22 protein-coding genes, 1 tRNA gene and 1 pseudogene are annotated in these 25099 nt (G+C 70.5%); 4 read left to right on the top strand and 20 right to left on the bottom strand.

Annotated elements, in window-relative coordinates:
• Positions 1 to 44 precede the first annotated feature (44 nt).
• Entirely contained in the window at positions 45 to 170 is a 126-nt protein-coding gene (locus WMF45_RS33980; protein WP_437709418.1) for a hypothetical protein, read from the bottom strand.
• A gap of 391 nt (positions 171 to 561) precedes the next feature.
• Here WMF45_RS33980 and WMF45_RS33975 point away from each other — a divergent pair.
• A tRNA-Leu gene (locus tag WMF45_RS33975) sits at positions 562 to 647 on the top strand.
• A 167-nt stretch (positions 648 to 814) separates the two neighbouring features.
• Here the strand turns inward: WMF45_RS33975 and WMF45_RS33970 are convergent.
• The 17 genes and pseudogenes from WMF45_RS33970 to WMF45_RS33890 all read right to left on the bottom strand — a co-directional run.
• Positions 815 to 1420 (bottom strand): annotated as a pseudogene (locus WMF45_RS33970) (tyrosine-type recombinase/integrase); the annotation flags it as partial.
• 1221 nt (positions 1421 to 2641) lie between these two features.
• On the bottom strand, positions 2642 to 3391 hold the full coding sequence (locus tag WMF45_RS33965; RefSeq protein WP_437709416.1) for a hypothetical protein: 750 nt from the start codon (positions 3389 to 3391) through the stop codon (positions 2642 to 2644).
• Positions 3392 to 3480: 89 nt separating this feature from the next.
• The gene (locus tag WMF45_RS33960; RefSeq protein WP_437709414.1) at positions 3481 to 4221 is read right to left on the bottom strand and encodes a hypothetical protein; all 741 of its coding nucleotides are present in this window, start codon (positions 4219 to 4221) and stop codon (positions 3481 to 3483) included.
• 167 nt (positions 4222 to 4388) lie between these two features.
• Entirely contained in the window at positions 4389 to 5930 is a 1542-nt protein-coding gene (locus tag WMF45_RS33955) for a hypothetical protein (protein ID WP_437709412.1), read from the bottom strand.
• A 38-nt stretch (positions 5931 to 5968) separates the two neighbouring features.
• Positions 5969 to 7573, bottom strand: a complete 1605-nt coding sequence (locus WMF45_RS33950) for a hypothetical protein (protein WP_437709410.1) — start codon at positions 7571 to 7573, stop codon at positions 5969 to 5971.
• Between the two features lie 17 nt (positions 7574 to 7590).
• Positions 7591 to 8691 carry a hypothetical protein gene (locus WMF45_RS33945; RefSeq protein ID WP_437709408.1) on the bottom strand — a complete coding sequence of 367 codons (1101 nt, stop codon included), beginning with the start codon at positions 8689 to 8691 and terminating at the stop codon, positions 7591 to 7593.
• Positions 8692 to 9039: 348 nt separating this feature from the next.
• The gene (locus tag WMF45_RS33940) at positions 9040 to 10302 is read right to left on the bottom strand and encodes a hypothetical protein (protein WP_437709406.1); all 1263 of its coding nucleotides are present in this window, start codon (positions 10300 to 10302) and stop codon (positions 9040 to 9042) included.
• A gap of 2 nt (positions 10303 to 10304) precedes the next feature.
• The gene (locus tag WMF45_RS33935) at positions 10305 to 10937 is read right to left on the bottom strand and encodes a hypothetical protein (protein ID WP_437709404.1); all 633 of its coding nucleotides are present in this window, start codon (positions 10935 to 10937) and stop codon (positions 10305 to 10307) included.
• Between the two features lie 34 nt (positions 10938 to 10971).
• The gene (locus WMF45_RS33930) at positions 10972 to 11211 is read right to left on the bottom strand and encodes a hypothetical protein (RefSeq protein ID WP_437709402.1); all 240 of its coding nucleotides are present in this window, start codon (positions 11209 to 11211) and stop codon (positions 10972 to 10974) included.
• Positions 11212 to 11594: 383 nt separating this feature from the next.
• On the bottom strand, positions 11595 to 11777 hold the full coding sequence (locus WMF45_RS33925; RefSeq protein ID WP_437709400.1) for a hypothetical protein: 183 nt from the start codon (positions 11775 to 11777) through the stop codon (positions 11595 to 11597).
• Positions 11778 to 11820: 43 nt separating this feature from the next.
• Positions 11821 to 12012 carry a hypothetical protein gene (locus tag WMF45_RS33920; RefSeq protein WP_437709398.1) on the bottom strand — a complete coding sequence of 64 codons (192 nt, stop codon included), beginning with the start codon at positions 12010 to 12012 and terminating at the stop codon, positions 11821 to 11823.
• Between the two features lie 810 nt (positions 12013 to 12822).
• Positions 12823 to 13287, bottom strand: a complete 465-nt coding sequence (locus WMF45_RS33915; protein ID WP_437709396.1) for a hypothetical protein — start codon at positions 13285 to 13287, stop codon at positions 12823 to 12825.
• 395 nt (positions 13288 to 13682) lie between these two features.
• Complete coding sequence (locus tag WMF45_RS33910) at positions 13683 to 16706, bottom strand: bifunctional DNA primase/polymerase (protein WP_437709394.1); 3024 nt, start codon at positions 16704 to 16706, stop codon at positions 13683 to 13685.
• Positions 16655 to 17020 (bottom strand): hypothetical protein, encoded by a 366-nt coding sequence (locus WMF45_RS33905; RefSeq protein WP_437709393.1) that lies wholly within the window; start codon positions 17018 to 17020, stop codon positions 16655 to 16657. Before WMF45_RS33905 ends, WMF45_RS33910 begins: the two co-directional genes overlap by 52 nt.
• Positions 17017 to 17499: a helix-turn-helix domain-containing protein gene (locus WMF45_RS33900; protein WP_437709391.1), complete on the bottom strand. Its 483-nt coding sequence runs from the start codon at positions 17497 to 17499 to the stop codon at positions 17017 to 17019. The genes WMF45_RS33905 and WMF45_RS33900 overlap by 4 nt, the downstream gene beginning before the upstream one ends.
• Positions 17500 to 17602: 103 nt before the next feature.
• The gene (locus tag WMF45_RS33895) at positions 17603 to 17788 is read right to left on the bottom strand and encodes a hypothetical protein (protein ID WP_437709389.1); all 186 of its coding nucleotides are present in this window, start codon (positions 17786 to 17788) and stop codon (positions 17603 to 17605) included.
• Between the two features lie 113 nt (positions 17789 to 17901).
• Positions 17902 to 18891 (bottom strand): hypothetical protein, encoded by a 990-nt coding sequence (locus tag WMF45_RS33890; protein ID WP_437709387.1) that lies wholly within the window; start codon positions 18889 to 18891, stop codon positions 17902 to 17904.
• Between the two features lie 816 nt (positions 18892 to 19707).
• Between WMF45_RS33890 and WMF45_RS33885 the strand changes: the two genes are divergently transcribed.
• Positions 19708 to 19908, top strand: coding sequence for a hypothetical protein (locus tag WMF45_RS33885; RefSeq protein WP_272095040.1), 201 nt, complete (start codon positions 19708 to 19710; stop codon positions 19906 to 19908).
• Between the two features lie 48 nt (positions 19909 to 19956).
• Here WMF45_RS33885 and WMF45_RS33880 read toward each other — a convergent pair whose 3' ends face one another.
• Positions 19957 to 20304, bottom strand: a complete 348-nt coding sequence (locus WMF45_RS33880; RefSeq protein ID WP_231864341.1) for a hypothetical protein — start codon at positions 20302 to 20304, stop codon at positions 19957 to 19959.
• Positions 20305 to 20411: 107 nt separating this feature from the next.
• Positions 20412 to 21956: a histidine ammonia-lyase gene (hutH, locus tag WMF45_RS33875; protein ID WP_437709385.1), complete on the bottom strand. Its 1545-nt coding sequence runs from the start codon at positions 21954 to 21956 to the stop codon at positions 20412 to 20414.
• A gap of 237 nt (positions 21957 to 22193) precedes the next feature.
• Here hutH and WMF45_RS33870 point away from each other — a divergent pair, with 237 nt between their 5' ends.
• Both WMF45_RS33870 and WMF45_RS33865 read left to right on the top strand, forming a co-directional pair.
• Positions 22194 to 23957, top strand: coding sequence for a hypothetical protein (locus tag WMF45_RS33870; RefSeq protein WP_437709383.1), 1764 nt, complete (start codon positions 22194 to 22196; stop codon positions 23955 to 23957).
• 143 nt (positions 23958 to 24100) lie between these two features.
• Complete coding sequence (locus tag WMF45_RS33865; protein ID WP_437709381.1) at positions 24101 to 25090, top strand: D-cysteine desulfhydrase family protein; 990 nt, start codon at positions 24101 to 24103, stop codon at positions 25088 to 25090.
• The last annotated feature ends 9 nt before the right edge of the window (positions 25091 to 25099 follow it).

The following is a 25099-nucleotide window of genomic DNA, read 5'->3' as shown; positions in this document are numbered from 1 at the left end:
TACATTCGTCGCATCACCCGTGGCCTGGGCTCAGATACGAGCGTTCAGGCGGCGCTCCGCGAGCTGCCGCCGGTCTCGCCGGCGTACCGCAGGACGATGGCCTCCTCGAGGCGCGGCTTCTCACGCGAGGACACCACCTGGCCGAGCAGGCGGCGGGCATGTCGCGACATGGGCCGGTGCCCGCTGCGCAGCAGCCCGACCACCTTGTCGCTCTTCCGCAACGACGCCGGTCGGCTCTACGTTCGCGCTTCCCGTGCCGCCTCGTCGCGACGAACCCGCTCCCCCGCGGCTTCCTCCCGATGCTCGGCCCTGCGAAGGCGAAAGCCTGCCTCTACCCCGACGAGGACGCGCGCCTGCTGGCCAGCACCGCGATCCCGCTGTGCTGGCGTGTCCTCCGGGGCGTCCTCCAGAGAACCCGCCGAGCCGCCAGGACGTTTGCAGAGCCGGGCCTAGGCGAGCTAGCTTCCCTCGCCCAGGCGATCCCCGAGCTCGCCGGAAACGGCACAGACGAAGGCGAGCGTGGGCCCCCAACAGTAAAAATCAAAGTAATATCAGCATCTTGGCCCCGTGGCGAAATGGCAGACGCGGTGGATTTAAAATCCGCGGCCCTCGCGGGCGTCCCGGTTCGAGTCCGGGCGGGGCTACCACTTGAATTCATTAGACTTTTTGAGCGTTGTCGCCACGGCGCCTTCGCCCATGATGAGCCGGTCCCGCCCTTTCCCCCCGCCTTTTCGGCGCGGAGCTCCGGGATCGCGGTGTCGAGCGGGGCGAGCTCCCCAAGCCCAAGCTCGGCCGCCGTCCTGGCCGCGCGCCGGTAGCGGTTGATCATCTGGCTCGACTTGTGGCCCGTGCGATCGGCGATCCAGGTCTCGGAGCGGCCGTTGGCCAGGTTCACGGTGATGAAGGTCGCCCGGAGGTCGTGCGCCCGGATCGGCTGCCGCGTCTTGCTCGCCTCGAAGAGCTCCGCACGGTCGACGCCTGCGGCTTGCAGGTGCCCGCGGAAGCGCGCCGCCATGTGGTCGTCACGGCTGTTCAGCGCGGCGCCGTCCTCGCCCACGAACACTGGCGCGCCAGCCGGCGGGTCGCCGCGGAGGGCACGCCAGGCGCGGAGCGCGCGCGCGACGTCAGGGCGGAGCGCCCAGGCGCGCGGGTCGTCCGTCTTGTTCTCGTCCAGCGTGAGGACCCCCCGCTCGAGGTCCACGTCGCCGAACGTGAGCCCGGCGGCCTCGCTTGACCTGCATCCCTCGCGGTCCAGGAAGCCGTACAGCACGCGCCAGCAGGGCGGAACGGCAGGGGAGGTGAGGAGGCGGGCGTCCTCGTCGGGATAGAGCCAGCTCTTCGCCTTGCCGGTGCCCACCTTGGGCAGGAATCCCTTGGGCAGCGGATTCGCGGCGATGAGGCGGGCCGGGAAAACGGCCATCGCCAGCAGCCGGTGCATGAGCTGCGCGACGTGGCGCCGCGTCGCCGCAGAGCGCGGAGGGAGCGCGCGCATCACCCGTTGTGCGTCGTCCAGAGAGAAGGCGGGGAGGGGGACCGAACCGACGAGCGGATAGACGTAGAGCTCGAGCCGGGAGACATCTCCGCCCGCGCTCCGCTTCTCCCTCACGTGATCGGGGTAGAGTCTCGCGAGCTCGCCCGACGTCCACTGCTTCCCGAACGCCTCGACGGTGCGCCCGAGCAGACCGGCGCCAGCGGCAGGCTCCTGCGGGCGCGCCTCGTCCTTGCAGAGCGTGTCGACGGCGTCGACCACCGCGGTGAGCGCCTTCCCGTCGCGCTGCGCGGCGCGCTCGAGCAGCCCCCGGGCGATGTCCGGAGCGACGTGCGGCGCGGCCCGCAGCTTCGTCGCGAGCCCCGCCAGCACGTCTTTGCGCGCGACGGCCTGGTCCTCGCTCGTGCACGTGGGGAGGGCGATGTTCGGGCGGAGCTTCTCCCCGAGCTTAACCCGCGCGTACCAGCGCCCTGCGCTGAAGTAGACGTTGCCCGTCGCGCGTCGCGGCATGGCTCAAGCCCCCCGCTGGCGGCGAGGGCGCGTGGGCTCGCACGGATTGCAGATCGAGCCCCGAGGCACAGCGGCCGAGCAGCATGAGGCGTAGGGCATGCTCGTCTGGCGGGCCTTCTCGGCCGTGCTGCGCCGGCTCCGAGGCGGAGCCATGCACAGAGAGAGGAGCTCGTCAACGGTTCGCGGCGCTGTCGGAGCGTATGCGTCCGGGATGCCTAGCGCTCGCGCGGGGGTGCTGAGCGCGCGGAGTGCGACACTCTCCGGGGTGGAAGGGGCGAGGGGGTGCGACTTGGCGCAGGGTGCGTAAGCTGATACGTGCGTCATGGGTGATCTCCCGGGATGTCGGGGGGTCGGCCAAGGGCTCGCGCGGTGCGACCAACACCGCGCGGGCCCGCTCTACTCTTTGGGATCGCCGCCGGCTTGCCGGCCGGCCATCTCTCTCCCTTCGGGAGCAACGATGGCTCCGTCACGGGAGCCAGGGCAACACCTCTCTCCCGTTCTAGGCGCCCGCGCTCCCGCTCGGAGGCGCCACGCCGTGCCGCTCACCCGTACCGAGAGCAACCGCTTCGGCGAACGAACTCCCCACGCTCGCAGACGCAGCGTGGCCGTCCGTAAGCTCCGATACCTGGCGAACCGCCGAGCCTACGCGCCCCGCGGGCCGGGAGGCTGGAGGTAGAACGGGCTTACCTCCTCATCGAGCGCCTCGTACTCCTCCGAACTCGACTTGTGATTTAGGTACATGAGGACCGCCCGCGCGGCCTCCTGCAATGGCATGGGTGGCGCTGTGGTGCCGTCCCATGCTTCGCAGAGCGCCCGGAAGCTCTCGAGGCGCTCGAGCAGCGCTAGCCACCATGCCCGCGTCTCCGGCTGATTCCGGCGGACTGGCCGGAAGGTGGCGAGCAAGCTGTCGATGTGGCCGAGCGCTGGACGGCGCAGATCCGCGGGGGGGATCTTCGCGACCATCTTGGGTGACGCGAGATAGCCGCACCACACGAGGGCTGCGGCGAAGGTGGCCGTATCCGGGATCGCTGCCAGCTCCGCCTCCGTAGGCGGCGGGCGCGGGTCCTGGTCTTCTGGCTCGGGCGGTGCTTCAGGCGGCGCGCCTTCCCAGTCATCCCACCCTCCGGACGGCTCCGGGATGGCGAACGCAACGAGCACGTCACGCGCGGCACGCAGGATCTCGGCCGGGATGTCTGGGGATGGCGACCAGTCCCGGCACAGCGCGAGCAGTCTCTCTACCTCCGACGCTGCGTCTAGCGGCCGCGCACCCGCGCTGAGCCCTGCGTCGGGGCCTTCGCCGAGCACAGTCAAGAGGTCGGTCAGGTGCTCGACGGCGTGCTCGCGAGACGGCATCACCCCGAGTTTGCGCGCTGCGCGCGGCGACGCGAGCAAACCCGCAAGGTTCAGGGCTCCAGAGATACATTGCGCGAGCCGGGCGGCGCGCTTCGAAGCTTCGTCAGAGTCCATGGCGAGTCCCTCTATCACTTCGGCCTACAGAGCTGAATCCAGGGGACCAGTTGGCTTCCGATTGCCGGTTTTAACGTGATGGCAGCGCCCACGATATCGAGATCGTTGTAGCAGGTGTAGGTGCACCACCCTCCAATAATCAGATTGCCAAGATCCCAGATATTAGGGCACGTCCTACAACGACCATCGCCGCAATCGTTGAGCACGCATCTCTTGGCGAATGGACACTTCACGCTCGACTGGCACAGAAGGGGTGGGTCCATGCACTCGACTTTGATCGGATATCCGACGGACAGCGTTGTCGGATCGAGCGTTGCGATCCACTCCTCGGCTAGCTGCCAGGCAAGCTCCGTGTTCTGGTCGATAATCTGGCGAAGTGTCTGCTCGTCAACGATGGTCGGATCAATGACCTGGGTCTCGGTGAGCCCGGAGAGCGCATAGGCTGCATAGGTCGCCTTAGCGTTCATCAAGGCGAGTTCCCTCGGGTCTGCGTTGTACGCTGCATCGATCGCAGCTTCCTCTTCCGGGGTAAACGTCGTGCTATCCTCTGCGCCGTCGTCTGTCGGTGTGGGCTGCGTCTCGTCGGGCGCTGGCTGCATCCCGTCCGGGGTGGGTGTCTCGTCAGGTGTGGGCTTGCTGTCCTCCGTTTCTCCGCCTTTCCCGATTCGGATCGTACATGCCGGTATCATTATCGCGCCGACGGACCCGATGACAAGCAGAGCTCCGAGCCTGCCGAGAAGACTGCGCTTCGACATGAGCTGCCTCCCAGCCCGGAATACTAAGTAAAGCTGGAATGATTTTCTACATGGAAAGTAATGCGGGTAACTCTCGCGGACACCGCGACCGGGCCGTGGGGCGGCATCTGGACGTTCGCGACCGCTGAAGTTGGACGACGCGGTTCGCTGGGCGAGCTTCAGTCCGGCTATTCAGGAAACCGGAGCGTCTCGGCGGCGATGCCCTCCTCGCCCGTGACCTCGTCGCCGGTCCAAATATCCCAGCTCACGCCGCCCTTGCCCGGCAGTCCGAGCTCATAGGTGACGCCCTCCAGCGTGAGCTTGTCCTCGTCGAGGTAGGCGATGCCGATCGAGTCGCCGCCGCGCCCGGGGCCGCCGTAGCCGCCGGCGCCGCCCTCGCCTCCGTTGGCGCCGTGACAGGACCACATGCCGTCCCCCAAGGCGCCTCCCGGCGCGCCGCGGCCGCCTAGACCGCCTAGCTCGGGGGGCCCGCCGTCGCCGCCCTGCCCGCCGTCGCGTGCCTCGATCTTGCTATCCCGCACGGTCAGCTTGGCGTGAAGCGCGACGATGCCGATCGACGGCCAGGCGTTGCCGCCCCCCACGCCGCCTCGACCACCGCAGCCGCCGGCGCCGCCGGAACCGCCGCCGGCGCCTCCCTTCGACGCCGCACTGCACACGGAGAGCCCTCCCCGACGGCCGCCACCCCCGCCGCCCCCCTGGCCGGGCATGCCCCTGCTCCCGTCGCCGGCTCCGTCCCCTTCCCACCCTGTCTCGGTGATGCGCCCCATGCCCTTGCCGGCTGCGCCGACGAAACCGTGTGCGCCCTGGAGCGCGACCTCTCCATCTTCGCACCCGGTGCTCGGCAGGTCCCCGTTCCCCCCCCGCCCGTACGTCGGCTTGGACGCCTCGAACGGCTGCCCGTCCTCGCCATCGCCGGCGCCGTCGGGGAGCCCGTCCCCTCCCTTCCCGCCGACGCTCGGGATCCCTCCTTCGCACGGGTTCACCGCCGCAGGGGCGCCGGGGACGACGGCGGCCGAGCAAGCGTCACCCCCGTACTGCCCATCGGGCCCCTCCGCTGCCTGGTTCGGATAGGGCCATTCCTCGCCATCGCGGCCCGCCCAGCCCCAGGAGGCGTGAACCCGGCTCCGGATGAGCTCCACCGCCGTGCCGGACTGGACGAGCATCGCGATCGCGCCGCTCGCGGTGAACTGCATGTCGACGATCGTCGATACCCCGTCAGCGGCTCCCGTGTCTCCGGAGCTCGCGGGCACGACGGTCAGGGGGATGTCGTAGTCTCCTACGAGCTGAAGCGTCGGGCGCCCGCCGGGCTCACGCGCAAAACTCAAGCAGTGGTATCCGCCGATGAGATCGACGCCGGACGGCAGCTCGAGGGCGCCGTAGAACCCGTCGTCGCACGCGAAGACGCGCCCTCGTCCGGTGCGCGCGAGCTCGACACCGCGCTGCAGCGTGCGCACCGGCTTGTCCTTCGTGCCGGGGTTCGCGTCGTCCCCGTCGCCGAACATCCCCGCGACGAACACCCCGCATCCATCCTCCAGCACGCCGGCGGCGAGGCGCTCCAGACAGACCGACTCCGGCGGGGCGTCGCCTGGACACGACGACGCCCCGTCGCACGCCGCTCCGCCAGCGTCGCTCGGGCCCGGCGCGGTGCCGCAGCCAGCCGCGACGAGCAGCAGCACGGGGGACAGGTGGATCGCTGCTGTGATGCGCATGGTTCTCCCTCGGTGTGACCCGGCGTGCTCCCGACCCTTCAGTGGGGCGGTTCAGGCTCGGGCGCTTCGAACTGAACGTAGGGCAACGAGTGGCCCCACTCTCCCTTGCCCACCGGGTCACCGGGAGCCGCATTGCCCCCGGGACCGCCATCGCCGGCGCCTCCAGGCCTGAGCGAAGCATCCGGGGCGATGCCCACATAGGCGCCGATGGAGGCGACGCCGTAGGAGGAGCCCCCGAGGCCGCCGCCGGCATCGCCCCCGCGACCGCCGTTGCCGCCCTTGCCACCCGGGCACGCATCCCACAGGCCATCCATGCCCTTTCCAGCGTCCCCGCCCGGTCGCCCGACCCCGCCTGGCTGGCCCGTTCCGCCAACCCCACCGGCGCCGCCGTTGCCCGCGGTCACGGTGGTCGCCTCGAGCGTCACCGAGCTCCCCTGCAACGCGACGACGCCGATGCTCGCCCCGCCATAGCCGCCGCCGTAGCCTCCCAGGCCACCGCAGCCGCCGCTCCCGCCCGAGCCGCCGGCCGCGCCGCCCTCGGGTCTGCCCGCTCGACACGCGACCATCTCTCCTCGCCCCTTGCTGCCGCCACCGCCGCCACCGCCATGGCCGACGCCGCCCCGCTTCCCGTTATCCCCGCGCGTACCGACCCAGCCGTCCTCGGTGAGGTAGCCCATGCCGACCGCACCGTCAGCGCGATCGGCGTTGGCGCCGTTGGGGCCGGGCTTCCCTTCGCCGCATCTCGCGAGGACATCCGCGCCGGCGCCTCCGAGACCCGTCTTCTCCTGGTCCTGGTTCGCCGCCGGCTCCGGCTGCCCCGGCGCGCCGTCGCCCCCCGACTCGAGCCCGCCGTCGCCCCCGTAGCCGCCCGTGGACTCGATGCCGTCGCCGCACACGGTCACGACCGGGAGGGCGCCCGTCGGGGAGTCGTCCGTGCAGGCGCTCGCGCCGTCGTTCCCCTCCACTCCGTCGGCCGCCCGCTCGCTGTCCGCGTCCTTCCCCGGCTCCCCGTCCTTGCCGTCGCCCGCGACGATCGCGCTCGATCGCACGCTCGCCCCGGCCCCCGCGCTCAAGAGCATGGCGATCGACGACTTGCCATCGCTCGCGGAGGCGTCCGCCGCCACGACGCGCACGCCGTAGATCACCGACGTCGCGCCGTCGTCCCCCACGACCCGCAGCGGGATCCCCGAAGGCGGGGCGATGACGGTCGGCCCATTCGGCCCGCCGAAAGACCAGTCGACCGACCAGTCGCCATCCTCACAGCGACGAGCGCCCCAGAGGTGGATCCCCGAGGTCAGGGTGACCTCTTCCTGGAACGTCTCGCCACAGGCATAGACGTGGCGCAGGCCCCGCGCTTGCGCCTCCACGATCGCGTCTTGCAGCGACGTGAACGGCTCAGCCCGCGTGCCAGCGCGCGGGGCGTCCCCGGGCGCGCTCGCCCTGGCGAACACCCCGCATTCATCCATCACGGGCCCCACGCCCGGTTCGTTCACCTCGCACGGCGACGGCGGGGGGGCGACGCACATCCGCTCCTCGCTGCAGTCCTCCGTGTATGTGCAGCCGGAGAGCCCTCCCGCGCCGCTCGTCGAGAGTGCGGCGGCGGCGCACAGCCGCCGCAGGTGTCGGGCCTGGAGAAAGTGCATGTCCCTGGCTCCTCGCATCACCACACCCCGTGCGCCACGAGGCCGATCTGCCCTGGCGTTGCGGTCGGCGAGAACGCGACGCGGGCTCCCGTGGGCTCGGCCTGAAGAAAGGAGAAATCCGTAAAGAACGAGGCGACGGTCGCGGCTCCGAGCACGCCGCTCGCCACCACCATCGCCGTGCCGAGGGCGGCGAACTGATCTCGCTCTCGCCGGAGGACCGCCAGCTCGTTGCACGCCGAAGGTGGCGACGGTTCGCGGCACGCCCACGGCGTGAACCCGAGCGCGTCCAGCTTGCTGTTGCGCTCCTTGAGATCGCCGTTGGATGCGCTCGCGCGGACCATGAACAGGGCGCCGAGGGAGGCCGTCGCCGTGGTCAGACCGATGCCGGCGATACGCGCCGGCCCGAGCCACGATGCCACCCGCCCGGGGGCCTGCGCGCGCGCGGCTGGCGCCGTGCTCACAGGCGCCGGCGCCGCCGGTGCATCTGCCTCGGCGCTGCTCTCGGCCGCACACAGCAACGGCATCGTGAACTCGTGCTCCGCGCCCGCCACGGCGCGCAAGTGATGAAGCGCGTCCTTACAGCCCGGTGCACGGCCCCGCACCATGTGGTTTCCCGGCTCGAAGAACAGTTTGTACGTCCGCGCGGTCCGGCCGATGCCCTTGCCGTCGACGAGCACCTCGGCGTCCGGGGGATCCACCGCTAGAAAGAGCGTGGCGACGAATGGCCGGGCTTTACGCAGTCCCTCCGAGAACCGTTGTTGCTGCGCGAGAGGTGGCGCCTCGCCCTGCTCAAGGCTCCACGCCAGGTGCTCCGCCGCGTCACGGTACTTGCGAAGCGCGAGCTCACAGAGCCCGAGCTCACCCGCGATCTCGGTGCGTTCCTTCTCTGTGGTAGACGCCGGATCGGCTGCCTCGAAGGCCGCTTTGTAGGCGGCAACTGCTTCGGTCCACTGTCCTTGTGCGCGAGCGCGCTTGGCGCGGCGAAGGTGGTCCTTTACCGTCGAGTCGCCGCCTTTTCCGGGTGCGGGATAGGGGTCCTCCGCGCGGACTGAACCCGCAGAGCCCGTCACGACGCCAAACACCAGGCATATCCACAGCGATTTCGCGACGAAACGCACCGCTGGACGGTACTTTCGCCAGCCGGACGGCGTCAAGGGCACGAAATCGACAGCGATCGGCGCTTTGACTGAGAAATATTGGCCCGCTGGCGTAACGCATTCGTCCGTCCCCGGTGGCCAAGGCTTGGGCGCGCCACGAGGCGCCTCCTCCGACGCGCCTTTTCGCTTGACACAGCGCCAGGCCCGTGAGCCGCGCGTGCTTCGAGCGGATTCCTCCGGGCCTGCAACCGCGGCGTACAGGTGGCGCGCCCTTGGGATCGCTGCGCTGGCGAGGGGCTTCGGCCGCTACGGTGTAGGACCTGAGCAGGCGAAGGAGACGGCCAGCAGCGGGGAGCCGCGGGCGTGTTTTCAGCTCGCGCGGCGCCCCATGTTTGGCGCGACGATACCCCCGACGCGCGGCAGGTAGTCACCCACGATCTCGGCCATAGTGCGGGGAACGGGAGGGAGCTCGTCGATCGTCTGGCCGTTCGTGCGCCACGCGGCTTGAGCTGCTCTGTCCTGCTCCTTCCTCGCTGCCCTGCGGTCCGCTTCGCCTTGCTGCGCCGCGTTCACGCTAGGGTAACTCAGGTATCGATCGATGTCCCCAGGCGCGATGTGATGCGTGGAGTCCCGATCGATCTCGCGAAGAGGCGGATACCGAAGCACGAGCTGGTACGAGCTGAACATCTCCGGCCGCTTCATGTCGTCGGGCCGCATCGCGCCGCTGAGGACGCCGAGCATCACGCCGTGTTGCTTGACGTTCTTGTGTTCGTCCGGGGTCGCCCTGAACTGCGCTTCAAGGATGTTCATGATCCCGTGGTGCTCGTTGATGGGCTCCACGTCTGCCCCGAGCTCGCGAGCGCGGAGCGCGTCGGCGCGGGCGCGGCCCATAGTCCCCTCGATGCGTGCGACGTGCTCCCTGATGATCTGCTCGGCGGCGATGATGGCCTCGACGCTCGGGGCGAGCTCCCGCCGGACCGCGGCGAGGCTCGCGCCGGCGACGAGCTCCTCGAGCGCGCGCGAGGCGCGGGCCTTCCGCCGGCCGGCGATCTCGCTCTCCCGCTCCGGCGCCAGTTCCAGCAGCTTCGCCTCGAGCTGCTCCAGCGTCGCGACGCTCGCTTCCCGCGCGCTCCTCGCCCGCTCGTGCGCCGCGCAGGCATCCCGCTCGCGCGTGCAGTTGAAGCCCATGAGCTGCCGCAGCGCCGGAGCGGGGTTCGCGTGCTCCACGTCGCCGCGCGCCTCGCTCTCGGCCTTGCTGGCGCTCTCGAGGGCGCGCTCTGCGGCCGCGATGTCCGCCGCGAGGCCCGCGACAGCGGCCGCATGCTCTGCGGCGGCACACCCCGCGGCCGCCTCTTCGGCCCGGCACCGGGCCCGCTTCGCGCGGAGCTCGGCCAGGTCGCGGGTCCGCCGGGCTGCGATGACCTTCTCCCCGAGCTCCTCGGACGGCTCCGCGTCATAGGCCGCCTCTGCGGCAGCGAGGGCCGCTTCCGCCTCCCCGAGGCACTCCGCGGTGTCGCGTTTCTCCTGCTCCGCCGCAGCGTGCGTGGAGCGTGCGATCTCCAGCGTTGAGGGCGTGCCACTCGTGTCGTTCTTGCCGATCTTCATCTTCTTCGCCTTCTCTAGGATGCTCACGATCACTGCCTTCCTCGCGGACCCTGAGCGGCCAGCGCGTTGCATGCGTCCTCGCGCGTCATGACGCCGAACACCACGGCGTTCCCCTCCCGCCGGATCCCCTGCGTCGGCTTGCTGAGACCCATGCGGACGTCGAGCGCCTGCTTCTCCTTCGGGGGGAGCCGGCTTGCCGGCTCGCGGGGCCAGTTCTTCACCGCGTCGCGAACCGTTGCGATCGGAGCCTTATTGAGCACCGCGACGACCTCGGGAATGAGGTCCGGACGCGACGCGAGGAGGCGATCGCGTTCCTTACGCTCGTCGACCTTATCGACCATCGCGGCGAGCTGGGCGACCTTCGCGGCGAGCGCGCCGAGGCGCGCCTTCGCTGCGGCATCGCTCGGCCCGCTGCTCGACCCTGCGGCCGCGCGGTTCCCCCGCTTGCCGACGGGTTTCGCGTTCTTCCCCGGCACGGTGCACACGCGCACGGCTCGGGGGAGCGATGAGGCCGGGAAGGGGCTTGGGGCGGCTGCCTTGGGTGCGGGCAGTGCGATAAAGCGGTTCGGCGGCCCGCCGTGGGGGACGGCGGGAAACTCGCGCCCCCATGCCGACGAGACGATGGCCAGCGGCCCCGGCCGATCATAGCGATAGTGGTTCACGCTCTCACTGAGCGTCGGTGTCTCGGACATTGCCTCACGCGCACTCGGGCGCGCCTCCGTTGTTGTCGTTCGTGCCGCTCGCGGCGGCGAGGAAGGTGGGCGTGCTCGCGATTTGCGCCGAAAGCTGCTCGCGGTCGATCACGTCGAGGCCCCTGATCAATGCCTCGCGCGTGACGTCGGAGAACGAACGGATCCGGTCGCGGCTGACGCGTCGCCGGTGAAGGCGCGCCTCCACCTCGTCATCGAGCAACACAGTAACAGGTCGCTTGCTCATGGGTTCACAACTTGAGCTCTTGAGTGCCTCTGGTCTAGAGATAATCACAGGGCATGTGTCGATTGCGCATTATGAAGCATCATGTTGCGCAACGATGGATTGAGCGTTCTCGGCGACACGACGAGGTGTCCCTCATGCTCGTCGACGGCGGCTTCCACCCCGAGTTCACGGGCTACAGCGCGCATGCCACGGCGCGCAGTCGCCCCAAGCCTCGAGATCCATGGCCCCGCGGGAACGCATCCGGCCGACCTCCGCCGTTCCCGAGGCAGGCCACCGCCCTCTCGCCTTGTGTTTCCGATTTTCCAGCCCGAACCCGTCCCATACGAGGACGCAGCCCCCAGGGCATCGAACCCCCGCATAACTGTTCGACGGGGGGCGCGGCGTCAGCTGAGCTCCGCCTCGCGTCGGAGCTCCTCCGCGATGAGCTCGTCGGCCACGCGCACGCCCTCGACGAAGAGCGCCGCGGCCGCTGGGTCGTCTAAGTCGAGGCCGAAGCGGAGCAGCACGGCGCGATCTCGCAGTGGAACCGAGCGGAGGATCTGGGCGGCGCAGCGGCGGCGGGGCACGCGCGCGAGCCTATCACGCCACTCGCCCAGATCTCCGCGTCTGCTAGTCGACGAGTCGGCGCAGGGTGGCCAACATGTAGACGTGATAGTTAGGCGGATCCTTGTCGTTCGGGCGAACGGGAGCCATTGCGAGCTTCACGTCAACGTACTCCCAGCCGTCTCGCTCCGCCCTCTGCACTCGCGTGGTCAGCGTCTTCGCATCTGCCCCTGAAACGAACTTCGTCTCGTACGCCATGATCCCTCTTTCGCCGCGCTGCGCGGCTCGTGTTGCCTGAGCACCTGAACCTGCGCTCGCTGACCTCGTCCGTGGGATCTCGACACGCCTTGACGACTACGCGTGCAGTCGTACCATGCCACCGTCTCCACCACGGGACGGTTGCACGCAGGCGCTCGAAGCTCCCGCGCAACGCAACAGGAAGGGCCCCCCGGTTGCCGCCGGGAGGCCCTTCGCTTTTGCGCTCGCTCAGTCGAGCAACGCGAGTAGACGCTCACTTCCAAGCGTCACGGCAGCAAGCCGTGCACGCGAGGCGTAACTACCGCACAAGCGACCGCGCGTCAACAACAAAAATAAGAATCGCCTAAGACGAGCTTAATAGTTCTTGCGCAGAACCGCAAGTATTTTTTTTTGGCTCTGATTCCGAGGGCTTACGTCCTTGCCCCGTGGGTGCAGCCCCCGTCGCTCTTCGCCTTCGGTCACCCTCCCCAGAGGTGGCGATGGTGGCGATGGTCCTTAGACGCCGTGGGCGAGATCAGAAATTTTCCCGTGTGCTGGATCACGTGCCATCGAAACAAAGTCGATCGCATCCGGAGGGGCGGGGGGAGATGGCCACCATCGCCACCCAACCCCATCAACCATGCGCATGGTTCTGGTCGGCCCCCGCAGAGCTCCTTCAAGCTCGAGCTCACCGGCCCGGCGGTCCTGCTGGTAGCGGGCAGCGTCGCCGCGTTGCACTACGGCCTCGCCGAGCGTCTGGGCAGCGGAGGGTAGCCGGGCGCAAGCCGGAGGCGCAGGCGAACGCCGACGCCTCCGGCCTGCCATGCCGATCTACCGAGCCAGCTCGAGCATCTCTTCGAGGAGCCTGCGCCCGCGGAGGACGTCGGCTGCCAGCGCGCGAGCTTCTGCGACGGCTGCTGCGTAGGCGCGCTCGTCCTGCGGCCTGCTCTCGTAGTCGGCGCGCGGCCCGGGCTCCGGCCACGGCCTATCCTCCACGCCGGCAGCCGCGTACATTGCGTCTCGGGCGTGGAAGTATCCGAGGCAGATCGGATCGCTGACATCGCGGCAGACCTCGTGCCGCGTATCGATGAGTTCATCGATCGTCGTCGCGGCATGCAGGGCCCCGCGTGACACGCAGCCGATCTGGCCGGGGGCGTTCGCCATCGAGCGCGCGAGCCAGAGCATGCAGGCGCCGTCGGTGGAGTGCTCCCACGCCTCGGGGAGACTGTCGAACTGCCGAAGATGTTGGACGACGTCGGGTGGGAACTGGAAGCTGTTGGAGTAGTAATTGGCCATCGTGCCACCCATCTAGCCCGGCCGGTGGCCAAGCGGGAGGCCAAAGCGGACACCACCCTGCCTCGAAGCTCGCAACGGTGCGGCCCGACGCGCGCGGACCCTTCTCGGCCAGCTCCGGGAGCTCGCGCGCGGCGGTGGCAGCGGCAACGTCGGGGGGCGTGGACGACGTGCGCGCCGAGCTCAACGCGACGGCGGCGGACTTCACCGGGATCGCGGTCCTCCGGCTGGCAGCCGGGAACGTGCGCATGCGTGATCTTGGGCCAGGCGAGCCACTGCGGCGACGCGGCGGCGCTTCTGCGCGATGCCGAGAAGGAGCTACGGGAGCCGCAGCGCCCCTACTGCGCGCTGAAGTAGCCCAGCACGATCGCTGGGTGCCCGGGCCCCTCGGCGCCCCGTCACGGCCGCTGCACGGGAACGACGGTCCAGAGGCGTTCGCCGCGCACGATGTTCGTCTGAACGAGCTTGCGCCCGCCTACGTTGCGGTTCCTGTACCGGCGCAGCAGGTAGCCGACCTGTTTGACGTTCGGCAGCTTGCCCGCCGGGACACCTGACACGAGCTCGGCCAGGCCGGCGCGGAGCACCGGCCACTTCGCCGGCTTCGGCGTGTGCTGCATGCGTACGGCGGCGCGATCCGCATCGTCCTGCTGAAGAGCATCGAGCACCTGAGCGACGGTGCATGCGTTCCGCTCCGGGGAGATGTCCGCGCAGACCTTGGCCCAGCCGTCGACGAGCTGATCGAGCGCCGTCGCCTCCGGGTCGTCCTCATCGTCCGCAGAGCCGCGCGCCTCGCCGGGGTCCGGATAGCCGAGCCAGACGATCGCACCGCAGACCACCCTCGACCATTCGTTGAACGAGCCCCACGACCTCATGCGCGGCTCCAACGTGTGCAGATCCATCCCTGTAGCAGTCCACGCGCGGAGGATGGTCAGGGCGGCCGCGACGAGCTTCGCGCGATGCTCCCGGACGTGGCCGAGCAGATGCGGCTGGCGCATGTCGTCGCGTGTCTCGGGTTTCTCGTGCGGGCTGTCGAGCCGTATCACGCAGCACCGCCGCGCCGTGTCGCCTCGGAAGGCAACGTTGTTCCCGGTGCCGTACCACGTGGCGAGCATGGGGAGCTGCGGGCGGTTGTTGCTGCCGAGGAGCCGCTCCCCCCAGAAGACATCCGTCAGCGCCTTGTCCAGCGTGCCGCTGCCGAGGGGGCGGCTGATGTTGTCGATGAGCACCAGCGGATCGCCCTCCAGCGCGATGCACGTGATCCGCTTGCGTTCCTCTTCCTCGCTCTCGACCTGCGTCATCGTCGCCATCGACCGGCCCGTGACGATCTCCCCGACGACCTTCGCGAGCAGGGTCTTGCCCGCGCCGCGCACGTTCCCCGAGTAGACGAACATCGGCGCCGACCCCTCGAAGGCGAACCGCGCGAGGGGCGTCAGGACCGACGCGAGCCACGCCGCGCGATGCACATCGCTCTCGAAGGGGAAGTCCTCGACGACTTTAAGGAGCTCGCGCGCCGCCGCACGCGCCTCATCCATCGTCGGCGCGTGTGGGATCGCCGGGAAGTTGAGGACGGGCGCATAGAGGATGCCCGTTCGTGCGTCGTAGCCGGGCACGAGCAGCATGCTCCCATCGGGTCGTAGAACCGGGCACTCTGCGATCGCGGTGAGCCGTGGGATGCCTTCCCACTGGCCGCGCGCTTCAACGGCGCGGACACTCCAATCCGGCGGATGCGCCGTCCGCATGGTGATCTCGCCGGTCTGCGGATCGGTCCGCTGTACGACCCACCGCGCAGCGACCGTGAGGAGCTCACGCAGCCGGGGCAGGGGGATCGTGCGGATGCGGCGCGTCCCCTCGGCGCGTGCGAGCCCTGGGACGCTCGCCGTCTCCCGCACGATGTCGACCAGCATCCACCCGCGCTGGTAGACGCCCGGAACCGATGCAAGCGCCTGGACCGCGCCGTCGTTGACCTCGTGCTCCGCCGTCGTCACGACGATCACGGGGCGCTCGTCGGTCTCGCCCGGGTGGGCATCACTAGAGCTCGCGCTGTGACCGCGCCCCCTGAAGGCGCGGACCGCGCGCTTCCAAGGGAGCACGCCCACACCGAGCACCTTCAGCCCCTCGTAGAGGTCGGTCCAATCCGGCGAGTCCTCGGACAGCGTCGCAGCGAGGCGCAGGATGCCAGGCGCACGTGCGGCACCGCTTCGCTTCTCCCTGGGAAGTCCCCGAAGCTCGTTCAAGACGGCCGCGATGCTCTGCGGTTCGTTCACGATCGCATCGCGCTCGAGCTCCTCGCAGCCTTCATCTCGCGCCGGGTCGATCGCCAGCGCAGCAGAGGTCCGCAAGCGGTCCGCATGCCCCGCCTCGTGCAGCAGGTACCCACGAGGCACCCCGGCGTGGCCTGCATCCTCGACCTTGTGGCGGAGCTCTGCCTCGGACCACGGCGGCAGGCAGCGCGGGTTGTACTCGGTGCGCAGCAGATCGAGCGCGACGTCGTGGGCGAGATCGAATCCGCAGACCATCGCCAAGGCGGCGCGCCAGAGCGCGTCATGACCTCGCTGTCCCGAGATCGCGGGATCCATCGTCCGGAGGTACGCCGCTGCGCGCGTCCTAGCGTCCGTGCTGCGCGGCGCCGCCTCTTGCATGGCGGGCGTGAGCTGCGGTCTGGCGGGGGGCGCCTTCGGCGTGGTCAGCCGCTCGAGCAGCCATCGGGGGGCGCTCGCGATCGGGGCGACGTGCGCCACGGCGTAGAGCCGTCCCGTGTGGTGGAGCGACGGCGGGGCAACGATCTGCCCGCCTTGCGCGCGCACATCGATCCCGGGCAGCTTGGCGACGCTGTTCGCGAGCTCTGCGCCGAGATCGGCCAGCTCGGGCGGGACGGCGAAGAGAAGGTGACCGCCGCCGTCGCGGCCCGACGCCATGCGGAGCGTTTCCGGCAGCGGGCCGTGCTCCCGCTCAAGCGCCTCGAGCGTGCTGCGCCCTTCTGGCCCATCGACATCGACGGCGAACAGGGCAGCCGGGCCGCCCATCGCCAGCCCGACGTTCGCCTTCGGCCATCGTTCCCACCATGCCCGGACCTTGGCGACGTCGCTCGATGCCTCCCGCTCCCAGTCCCGAATCCGGGGATGCTTCCCGGCATGCCTCCCGTGCGCTGCTCCTTGCGGGCAGCTACAGCCGCCGCCGGCTGGCAGGACGCTGTGCAGAGGGATCACGCGGAAGCCGCGCCGCGCGTACTCCGCGGCAGCTTCCGCGAGAGACAGAGCGCTCACGGCCTCGATCCCGGCGACGTCAGGCGGATGCGTGCACGCGGGGCGTGCCACCGTCCCCGAGAGCGCGGCGCGCGACGCGTCGTTGCCCAGATGCGGAGCTGCGGCCGTCACGCGCATCCCCCGGAGGCGTTGATGCGCTCCGCCGTCGATGGCCACCACGCCAGCGCGGTGCGGTAGCTACCATCGCTCCCCACGGCGACCACACGAACGGCCCCCGCCGGCACCGGCGCATCAAGAGCCTGCGCGGTCCCGTCGTCGCCTTGCCGCCGCAGGTGCGCCACGAGAGCAGACCTGGAGGTGAGCGCGAACTCAGGGCCGCGCGGACGAACGCAGCCGAGCACGAGCAGAGAGCGCACGTCTTCCGGGGGCGGCCCCAGCTCCGAGAGGAATGCCCGCAGGCCAGCGAGGATGCGTCCGATCTCGTCTGCACTACCGTCGGCCGCGGCGCGATGTGCTGTGCATGCGCGGCTCATCGTCGCCCCCTACGGGCGGGCAGACCCATCTCTGCCAAGACGCCTGCAACATCCGTCGGGAGGCCCTCCGCGTCATTCGCGGGCTCCGGCGCCGGCCAGCGGCGCTTCGCCTCGAGGTACGCCAGCAGATCGGACCGGCGGAAGCGCCAGCCGAGCCGAGAGCCAAGCTTCATCGCCGCGATCTCGCCCTTCCTGGCCATCCGGTTCGCCGTCTCCTTCGAGACGCCGAGGAACGCCGCGGCGCTGCCAGCGTCGAGCACGGGGTCGTCCTCGGCTTGCTCGGCGTGCTGCACCTCCTGGACGACCACCTGCACGACCTTGACCAGCATCGGGACCAGATCCGCGGCAGGCCCGTCTGGGCTCGCGAGCGTGGCCAGCACGCGCGCCGTGATGTCGCTGCCGCTCTTCCGCCCGGGCAGCGCCTTCCCCCTGATGTCAGCGGCCTTGCTCGGCACGGCCGCTGCGTTCATCCTCTCCATACACGTCTCCTCACGGCGCGGCCTCGGCTTGCACCCGGCGCCCGCCAGCTTCCTTGTTGAGCCTGTCCGCCGGTCCCCGCTCGGCGCCGTCAACGGCTCGGTTTCAGCCCTTCACCACCGGCGCCAGAGAGCTCTGCAGCTGCGCCAACTGGCGCTGTGCGAGCTCGATCCGCTCCTTCAATGCCCCGCGGACCTTCCCCGTTTCGAGGTAGTTCCGCACCGTGCGCGGGTCTGCTCCTGAAAGCCCCGCGAGCACCAGAACCGTCTGCGTCTTCGTCAACTGCTGCATACGGGGACAGCATGGCGCGTATTGAAACCGCAGGGCGACGACTTGGATTATGGAAACGCAAGTCGCTCATCTTGGGTTCTCCAAGAACCCAAGTCAGACGGCTGGGCTTTTCGTCAGCAGCGGCGCCCCCTCAGCCTGAGTTGAGCATCACGGAACGCTTGAGCCGCGACGCTTTTCTCCGTGTCGCCGAAAGCGCCGACGGAGGCGCTCAGGCGTCCAGCTAGCCCGGGCAGCCCAACGTTGCCCCTGCCGCCTTTCTTGCGCCCTGCCGCACTCGCTAGTTCGTCGTAGAGCGTCGCGGGATCCAGCCGGCCGAAGCGCGCGTCGATGGCAGTTAGGTCCTCTCGCAGTTCGTAGACGGCGACAATACGGCGCATCGCTTGAAGACCATCGTTGACGCTCGGGTCTTCCTTGGCGAGCTCTTCGCCCCGTGCAATCCAGAAGTAGAGCCGATCGATCGCCCTGGTCGCGGCGAGCTCCGGAGCCGGAGCGGGCCCCGGAGGCCGGCCACGCTCGGCCGCCAGACGATCGTCCGGCTCAACCACCGGGAAGCGCTCAAATCCTTCCTTGACGGCGCGCTCTGTCGGCCCGGGCCACTCTGCGAAGGACTTGGCGCCACGCACGATGCAGCGAACCACGCTCGCTCGGCGGACATGATCGCTGTCGAGTTCAGCGGCCCAACCGCGAAGGACCTCCAGGTCAGCCGGAGACCCCATAATCGAAGCTTTGACGAGGAACCGAAACACCTTCACCGCATCGTCGATGAAAGCGTCTCCACGCGGACCGTCGGGCCGCCCGATGAGATCCAGGAACGCTTGCTCTGCCGGCTCGGTCTGAACGGAAAAGACGCTCTCACGCGGAGTCGATGCGCTCGCGGGCGTCGAATCGAGGCGCATGCGCGGCCCGTGCTCCGACTCTTCCCGGAGATGTACAGGGCAGGGATCGAGCTTCGGCCAGCTTCCCTTGTAGACCCACTCAAGGCGCGACCGGCGGCGTGCTGTCCACCATGCGAGCCATCGGGCGTCCGCGCCGGTCAGCCACGCGCGCGCCGCTGCGCGCAGGCGCGCCGCCTCATTGTTCGCCTCGCCCGCCTGGCCTCCCACGTGAACCTCGCTTCGCATCTCAAGCCGGGAGGGTTGCCGCCCTCGCCGGCCGTTCTCTTACCACCACCGCGGCGAGGAGCAGGACGAGTGCGACGAGCACCGCTTGACAATTCGCGATCGTTGTTAGCCTCGTCTCCCGCGTCCGCGAAGCGGGATAACCCGCGCGCCGCTCGCCTCGCCCGTCGGATGTGTCACCCCGAGCGCGCCGGCGAGTGCGGCGTGGAGCGCGCGAGCGGTATCAAGGTCTCCGCGCGCCGCTGCCGTGCGGAGGGCGCTGGCGATCTGCTCCAGCAGGTCGGCCTGAGAACCGACCGGAGCGCCGCTCGGCCCTGGCGAGGCGAGATCCAGCTGCCGCGGCGGGGCGACCGCGTTCCGCTCGGTCCGGCTCTGGTCGTCCGGCATGTGCAGCGAGGGGAGGGAGGGCGGCGATGGCGGTCCGGGGTCTGGCGAAAGGGCGGACGGGTCGCCGGAACGGGCGGGCGGGTGCTCCACCGGCGCCATTAGGACGGGAGGCCCCCCTAGATTCCCGGCCGAAACCGGGGCATCGGCGCCCATGGCGTCCGTCTGGTCGGTTTTAAAATCCGCGGCCCTCGCGGGCGTCCCGGTTCGAGTCCGGGCGGGGCTACCTCCTACGTGCGGCGCGCCGAGCTGGCGCGCCTCGTGGCGCCGACGTGCCCGGGACGCCCCATGCCCGTCACGGTCTGATGGGAGCCTGCCACGGTCCGGCGGGAACCCGATGGGAAACGGCGCGCAGCCACGCTCGTGTCCTCTGGGCTCGACAAGCCGAGTGGATTCGAGTAATGGGAGCGCCACTCCATGGATCTGGACATCGACTGTTTGCGTGAGGCGAAGGTAGAGAACGTAGAACGTCTCGCACACGCTCTGGGCGTCAAGCTGCCCGAGCACAAGCGCCACGACAGGCGCGCCTACAACCGTGAGCTCATCCGCGTGGTGATGCAGGGCATCCGGCGCGACGCCGAGCGGTCGCGTGGCCGCAGGTTCTTCGGTCGCAGCTGACGATTCCAGCCCTACAGCAGGCCACCGAGGGGGCTGGCCGCCTACCGCCTACCGCCCCTGCGGCTTGCTCCTCAGGGTCAGCCGGCTCCCAGTGACCCGGCTCCGGGCCGCCATCAGGAGCGGCGCCGCCGGTGTGAGCGGATCCACCAGGTCGTTCACCTGGAGCATCGCCCTGTCCGCCACCTTCCAGGCCGCCGACAGCCCCGACGCCCCCTGCTGGGGCGACCCGGCCAGATCCAGCGCCCGGCTCAGCTCCTTGCCCACCTGCGCGATGCGAGCGAGCTCCTCCCGCGACGACCCCCCCTCCTTCGCCGCCGCGTAGATCGTCCGCACCACCCCGAGCAGATCCCGCACGGCATCGAAGGGAAACGGCGGGACGCTGACCGGAATCGGCACTGAGCCAATGTACAGCAACTCGCCCCGCAATGGACCGATCGCATTCCCTTATCTCGCGTAAGATTTCCTCTAAATCGTCTCAGATGTAACTTCAGTAACAGAAATAATCAGTTGAGCGGCCCCACCGCCTCCTCCACCGCGGCGATGAGCGCACCGCTCTGGATGAGCTCCGCGGCCGCCGCGATGTCGCGGTAGAGGGGGCGGTCCTCGGTGAGCCCGGGGACCACGCGGCGGATGGCGGCGTGGGCGGCGGCGACGCCCGCGCTGGGGCGGAGCGGGAGCCGCTGGTCCACGCCCTGGGCCGCCGTGATGAGCTCGATCGCCAGCGAGCTCCGGACGTTCTCGATCACCTGCGCGAGCTTTCGGGCGCTGATGCTGCCCATGCTCACGTGGTCCTCTCGGCCGGCGCTCGAGGGGATCGAGTCGACGCTCGCCGGGTGGCAGAGCACCTTGTTCTCGCTCACCAGCGAGGCGCTCGCCACCTGGGCGATCATGAACCCCGAGTGCAGGCCGCTGTGCGGCGCCAGGAACGGCGTGAGCCCCGTCGAGAGCGCGGGGTTGACCAGCTGCTCGACCCGCCGCTCGCTGATGTTCGCGAGCTCCGCCGCCGCCATCGCGGCGAGATCCAGGGCGAGCGCGACCGGCTGCCCGTGGAAGTTGCCGCCCGAGATCAGCTCGGCGACGCCATCCGCCCCGTCCCCGAGGAACACCGTGGGGTTGTCCGTGACGCTGTTGACCTCGCGGGTCAGCACCTCGGCGGCCCAGGCGACAGCGTCGCGCGTCGCGCCGTGGACCTGGGGCATGCAGCGGAGCGAGTAGGCGTCCTGCACCCTGGGGCAGTCCGCGTGGCTCTGCATGATCTCGCTGCCCCCGAGCAGCGCGCGCAGGTTCCCGGCCGTGCCGGCCTGACCCGGGTGCGGGCGGACGCGCATCAGCCGCTCGTCGAACGGGCGCTTCGAGCCCATCAGCGCCTCGAGGCTCACCGCGCCGGCGATGTCCGCGACCGTGCAGAGCGCGGCCGCGTCCCGCAGCGCCAGCGCGCCGAGCGCGGTCATGTACTGGGTCCCGTTGATCAGCGCGAGCCCCTCCTTCGCCGCGAGCTCGATCGGCGCGAGGCCGGCCTTCGCGAGCGCCACCGCGCTCGGCATGAGCTGCCCCTCGAAGCGCGCCTCGCCCTCGCCGATCAGCGTCAGCGCGAGGTGCGCGAGCGGCGCCAGATCGCCCGACGCGCCGACCGATCCCTGCGCCGGGATGCGCGGGCTCACGCGGCGCTCGATCAGGGCGGCGAGCAGATCGAGCACCTCCGTGCGCACCCCCGAGTGCCCCAGCGCGATCACCTGCGCGCGCAGGACGATCATGGCGCGCACCTCGGCCTCGCCGAGCTCCGGCCCGACCCCGCAGGCGTGGCTCCGCACGAGGTTGCGCTGGAGCGCCCGGATGTCGTGATCCGCGATGCGCGTCTCCGCGAGCGCGCCGAAGCCGGTGTTGATCCCGTACACCGCCGGCGCGGCGTCGCCCGCCGCCGCGATCGCGTCGATCGCCCGGCGCGAAGCCGCCGCCCGCTCGCGCGCCTCGGCGCAGATCGCCACCGGACGACCGCGCCGCGCGACCTCCTCGAGATCCGCGAGCGAGAGCGATCGGCCGAGGAGCAACGGACGTGACGGATCTGACGGATCTGACGGAGGCGGAGGAGGCGGTGAAGAAGGAGAACCAGCGGCGGCGCTCGGCGTGGAAAGGGTCACGAAGGCGCACGCTAGAGCGGCGGATGCCCCGCGAAAAGCCAGCTGCTCGCCGTTGGCGGAAGAATCCAGTGCCCCGCGGGGATCGATCCGCCTATCCTTCGGGCGCGCGTTCCCGGCCGGGCGCTGGTGAGCGGCTGCTTGCTTCCGATGCGCTTCACCTTCGTCACCCTCGCCCCCCTTGCGTTTGCTGTCGCGCTCGCCTCGCCGAGCGCCGCTCAGCCCGTTGAAGGAGCGAGCACCGAGCAAGCCTCGCCGAGCGGCGCTCAGCCCGCCGAAGGCGCGAGCTCCGAGCAAGGCTCTCCGCCGGCCGCGCCGGCCGTCGACGACTTCGAGGAGCGGCTCGTGCTCGACACCGGCCGCAAGCCGCCGCCCCCGCCGGACCCCACCCGGTCGACGTTCTCGCTGCAGGGCGAGTACCAGCTCCGCTACCGCGCCATGAGCGATCTGCCGCTCCGGGCGCCGCCCCTGTCGGCTCCGGGCGCGACGACGCTCGGGCAGAGCCAGTACATCGCCCACTGGCTGCGCCTCTCGCCGCGCTTCCACTTCAAGGACAAGGCCTCGATCGTGGCGCAGATCGACGTCGTCCGGGGGCTCATCGCCGGGGACACCACGCGTGACGTCGAGCAGGTGCGCGACGCGCGCGCCGCCCTCGCGTGGTACGAGGTGCACCCGCGCACCCTCTACCTGGAGCTGCCGTGGGCGCTCGGCGTCGTCCGGGTGGGCCAGCAGAGCGCGCACTGGGGGATGGGGCTCGTCGTCAACGACGGCGAGCGCGCGAGCGTCTTCGGCGACTACGAGCGCGGATCGCTCATGGAACGCGTCCTCTTCGCGGCCACGCCGATGGGGAAGGGCGGGCCGCTCCACGTGACCGTCGCGGCCGACCTCGTGTTCGAGGACAACGCGGCCGACCTGCTCGGAAACGACGTCGAGGGGCAGGACGAAGGCGAGGGCGATCGCGCTTTCCAGGCGGTCGTGTCCGCGCTCTGGCGAGAGCGGCGCGGCGAGATCGGGATCTACGGCGCCATGCGGCGGCAGGCGCGCGAGCGCCGCGCGAAGACGAGCGCGGCCCGGTTCAACGAGGTGCTCACAGCCGGCATCCTCGACGTGGCAGGCAAATTCAACGCGCCGGTGCCGGGGGGGCGCGCTCACGTCTACGGCGAGCTCGAGGCCGCGGTGATCCTCGGGTCGGCGTCGTTCGCCCCGAGCGGGCCCCCGCCGCCGTCCGGTCCTGGGTTCGGGCGCTCGCCCGTGGTGGTGCGCTCGGTCGGCGGCGCGGCGACGCTCGGCGCGGTGCACGTCGCGGGCCGCGGGGGGCGGCCTGCCGGGCGGTGGGGGCGCGTCGTCACCGAGATCGAGGCCGGCTACGCCTCGGGCGACGACGACCCGACGGACGGCGTCTCGCGGCGCTTCACCTTCGACCCGAGCCACAACGTCGGGCTCCTCCTGTTCGACGAGGTGCTCGCCTGGAAGACCGCGCGCGCCGCCACGATCGCCGAGCGGGAGCTCTTCGCCGCGTCCCCCGAGCCAGGCATCAGGTCGCTGCCGTCCAAGGGAGGCGTGCCCGGCGCCGCCTACGTGAACCCGCGCATCCTCGTGCGGCCGGCGCGCTGGCTCGACCTCAAGGCGGGCGCGGTCATCGCCGAGGCGACCTCGGATCTGGTCGATCCCTACGGCGCCCCGCGGGCGGGCGGCAGCCTGGCCAACTACGACGGCGGCGACAGCCGCCGCCGCGATCTCGGCGTCGAGCTGGACCTCGGCGTCGACGCGCGCATCGCGATGGGCAGGCTCGTCACCCTCCAGTTCGGCACCGAGGCCGGGGTCCTGTTCCCGGGCGGCGCCTTCGACGACGCCGCGGGCGCCGAGCTCCCCGATCAGTACCTGCTCACGCTCAAGCTGGGCGTGATTCACTGAGCTGGCCAGGGCGCGCCGGGCCCTCGGTCGAGCTCGCGCGGGACACAGCAGACGAGGGCCGCCCAGGGTGCTAGAGGGCGGTTGCGAGGGCCGCCCGCCCGCGCGCAGCAGCGGGCGCCCCTGGCAGACAGAGGGGAGAAACGATGCGCAAACGACTCGCGCTGAGCCACCTTCCGACACCGATCCAGCGCCCGCAGCGGCTCGCCGAGGCGCTCGGCGTCGACCTCCACGTGAAGCGCGACGACATGACGGCGGGCGCGGAGGCCGGCAACAAGATCCGCAAGCTCGAGTACCTGCTCGCCGCCGCGCGGGAGGAGGGCGCAGGCTGCGTGATCACCTGCGGCGGCCTCCAGTCGAACCACGCGCGCGCGACCGCGCTGGTGAGCGCCTCGCTCGGCCTGCGCTCGGTGCTGTTCCTGCGCACGAGCGATCCGACGGCCCTCGCGCCGCTCGAGGGCAACGTGCTGCTCGACCGGCTCGCCGGCGCGGAGATCCGGCTGATCTCGCCCGAGGCGTACAGGGAACGCGGCGCCCTGATGGCCGAGGCGGCCGCCGAGATCCGCGCGGCGGGCGGCCGGCCGTACGTGATCCCCGAGGGCGGCTCGAACGGCCTCGGCGCGCTCGGCTACGTGCGCGCGATGGAGGAGATCCGGAAGCAGCTCGATCTCGGCCTCGCGGGGGGCAAGCCGTTCGACGTCATCGTGCACGCGTGCGGCTCCGGCGGGACGGCGGCGGGCACGGCGCTCGGCGCGGCCCGCTACGAGGTCGCCGGCGAGGTGCGCTCGATGGCGGTCTGCGAGGACAGGGCGACGTTCGCGCGGATCGTGGTCGGGATCATGGACGACGCGCGCGCGCTCGAGCCGCGCCTCGGCTCGCCCGCCCACCTCGTGATCGACGACTCGGCGAAGGGCCCTGCCTACGGGGTGTCCACGCCGGAGCAGCGAGCGCGGATCCTCCAGGTGGCGCGGCTGTCAGGCCTCGTCCTCGACCCCGTGTACACGGGCAAGGCGTTCTCCGGGCTCTGGGACCTGGCCGAGCGAGGCGAGCTCTCGGGCAAGCGGGTGCTGTTCCTGCACACCGGCGGTCTCCCCGGCCTCCTCGCCCAAGGCGCGACCTTCGCCGACGCGTTCTAGAACAGATCA

Origin of the sequence: Sorangium sp. So ce448 (assembly GCF_051520915.1) — a bacterium.
GTDB classification, from domain to species: Bacteria; Myxococcota_A; Polyangia; order Polyangiales; family Polyangiaceae; genus Sorangium; species Sorangium cellulosum_B.
Note: the sequence above shows the minus strand (reverse complement) of the source record. Positions and strands in the feature narration are given on the sequence as shown.

Bases quoted from the DNA above. Each gene is read 5' to 3' on its own strand.
- WMF45_RS33980 (WP_437709418.1), bottom strand. From the start codon at position 170: ATGTCGCGACATGCCCGCCGCCTGCTCGGCCAGGTGGTGTCCTCGCGT.
- WMF45_RS33960 (WP_437709414.1), bottom strand. From the start codon at position 4,221: ATGTCGAAGCGCAGTCTTCTCGGCAGGCTCGGAGCTCTGCTTGTCATC.
- WMF45_RS33955 (WP_437709412.1), bottom strand. From the start codon at position 5,930: ATGCGCATCACAGCAGCGATCCACCTGTCCCCCGTGCTGCTGCTCGTC.
- WMF45_RS33950 (WP_437709410.1), bottom strand. From the start codon at position 7,573: ATGCACTTTCTCCAGGCCCGACACCTGCGGCGGCTGTGCGCCGCCGCC.
- WMF45_RS33930 (WP_437709402.1), bottom strand. From the start codon at position 11,211: ATGAGCAAGCGACCTGTTACTGTGTTGCTCGATGACGAGGTGGAGGCG.
- WMF45_RS33920 (WP_437709398.1), bottom strand. From the start codon at position 12,012: ATGGCGTACGAGACGAAGTTCGTTTCAGGGGCAGATGCGAAGACGCTG.
- WMF45_RS33915 (WP_437709396.1), bottom strand. From the start codon at position 13,287: ATGGCCAATTACTACTCCAACAGCTTCCAGTTCCCACCCGACGTCGTC.
- WMF45_RS33905 (WP_437709393.1), bottom strand. From the start codon at position 17,020: ATGAGCCGCGCATGCACAGCACATCGCGCCGCGGCCGACGGTAGTGCA.
- WMF45_RS33900 (WP_437709391.1), bottom strand. From the start codon at position 17,499: ATGGAGAGGATGAACGCAGCGGCCGTGCCGAGCAAGGCCGCTGACATC.
- WMF45_RS33895 (WP_437709389.1), bottom strand. From the start codon at position 17,788: ATGCAGCAGTTGACGAAGACGCAGACGGTTCTGGTGCTCGCGGGGCTT.
- WMF45_RS33885 (WP_272095040.1), top strand. From the start codon at position 19,708: ATGGATCTGGACATCGACTGTTTGCGTGAGGCGAAGGTAGAGAACGTA.
- WMF45_RS33870 (WP_437709383.1), top strand. From the start codon at position 22,194: ATGCGCTTCACCTTCGTCACCCTCGCCCCCCTTGCGTTTGCTGTCGCG.
- WMF45_RS33865 (WP_437709381.1), top strand. From the start codon at position 24,101: ATGCGCAAACGACTCGCGCTGAGCCACCTTCCGACACCGATCCAGCGC.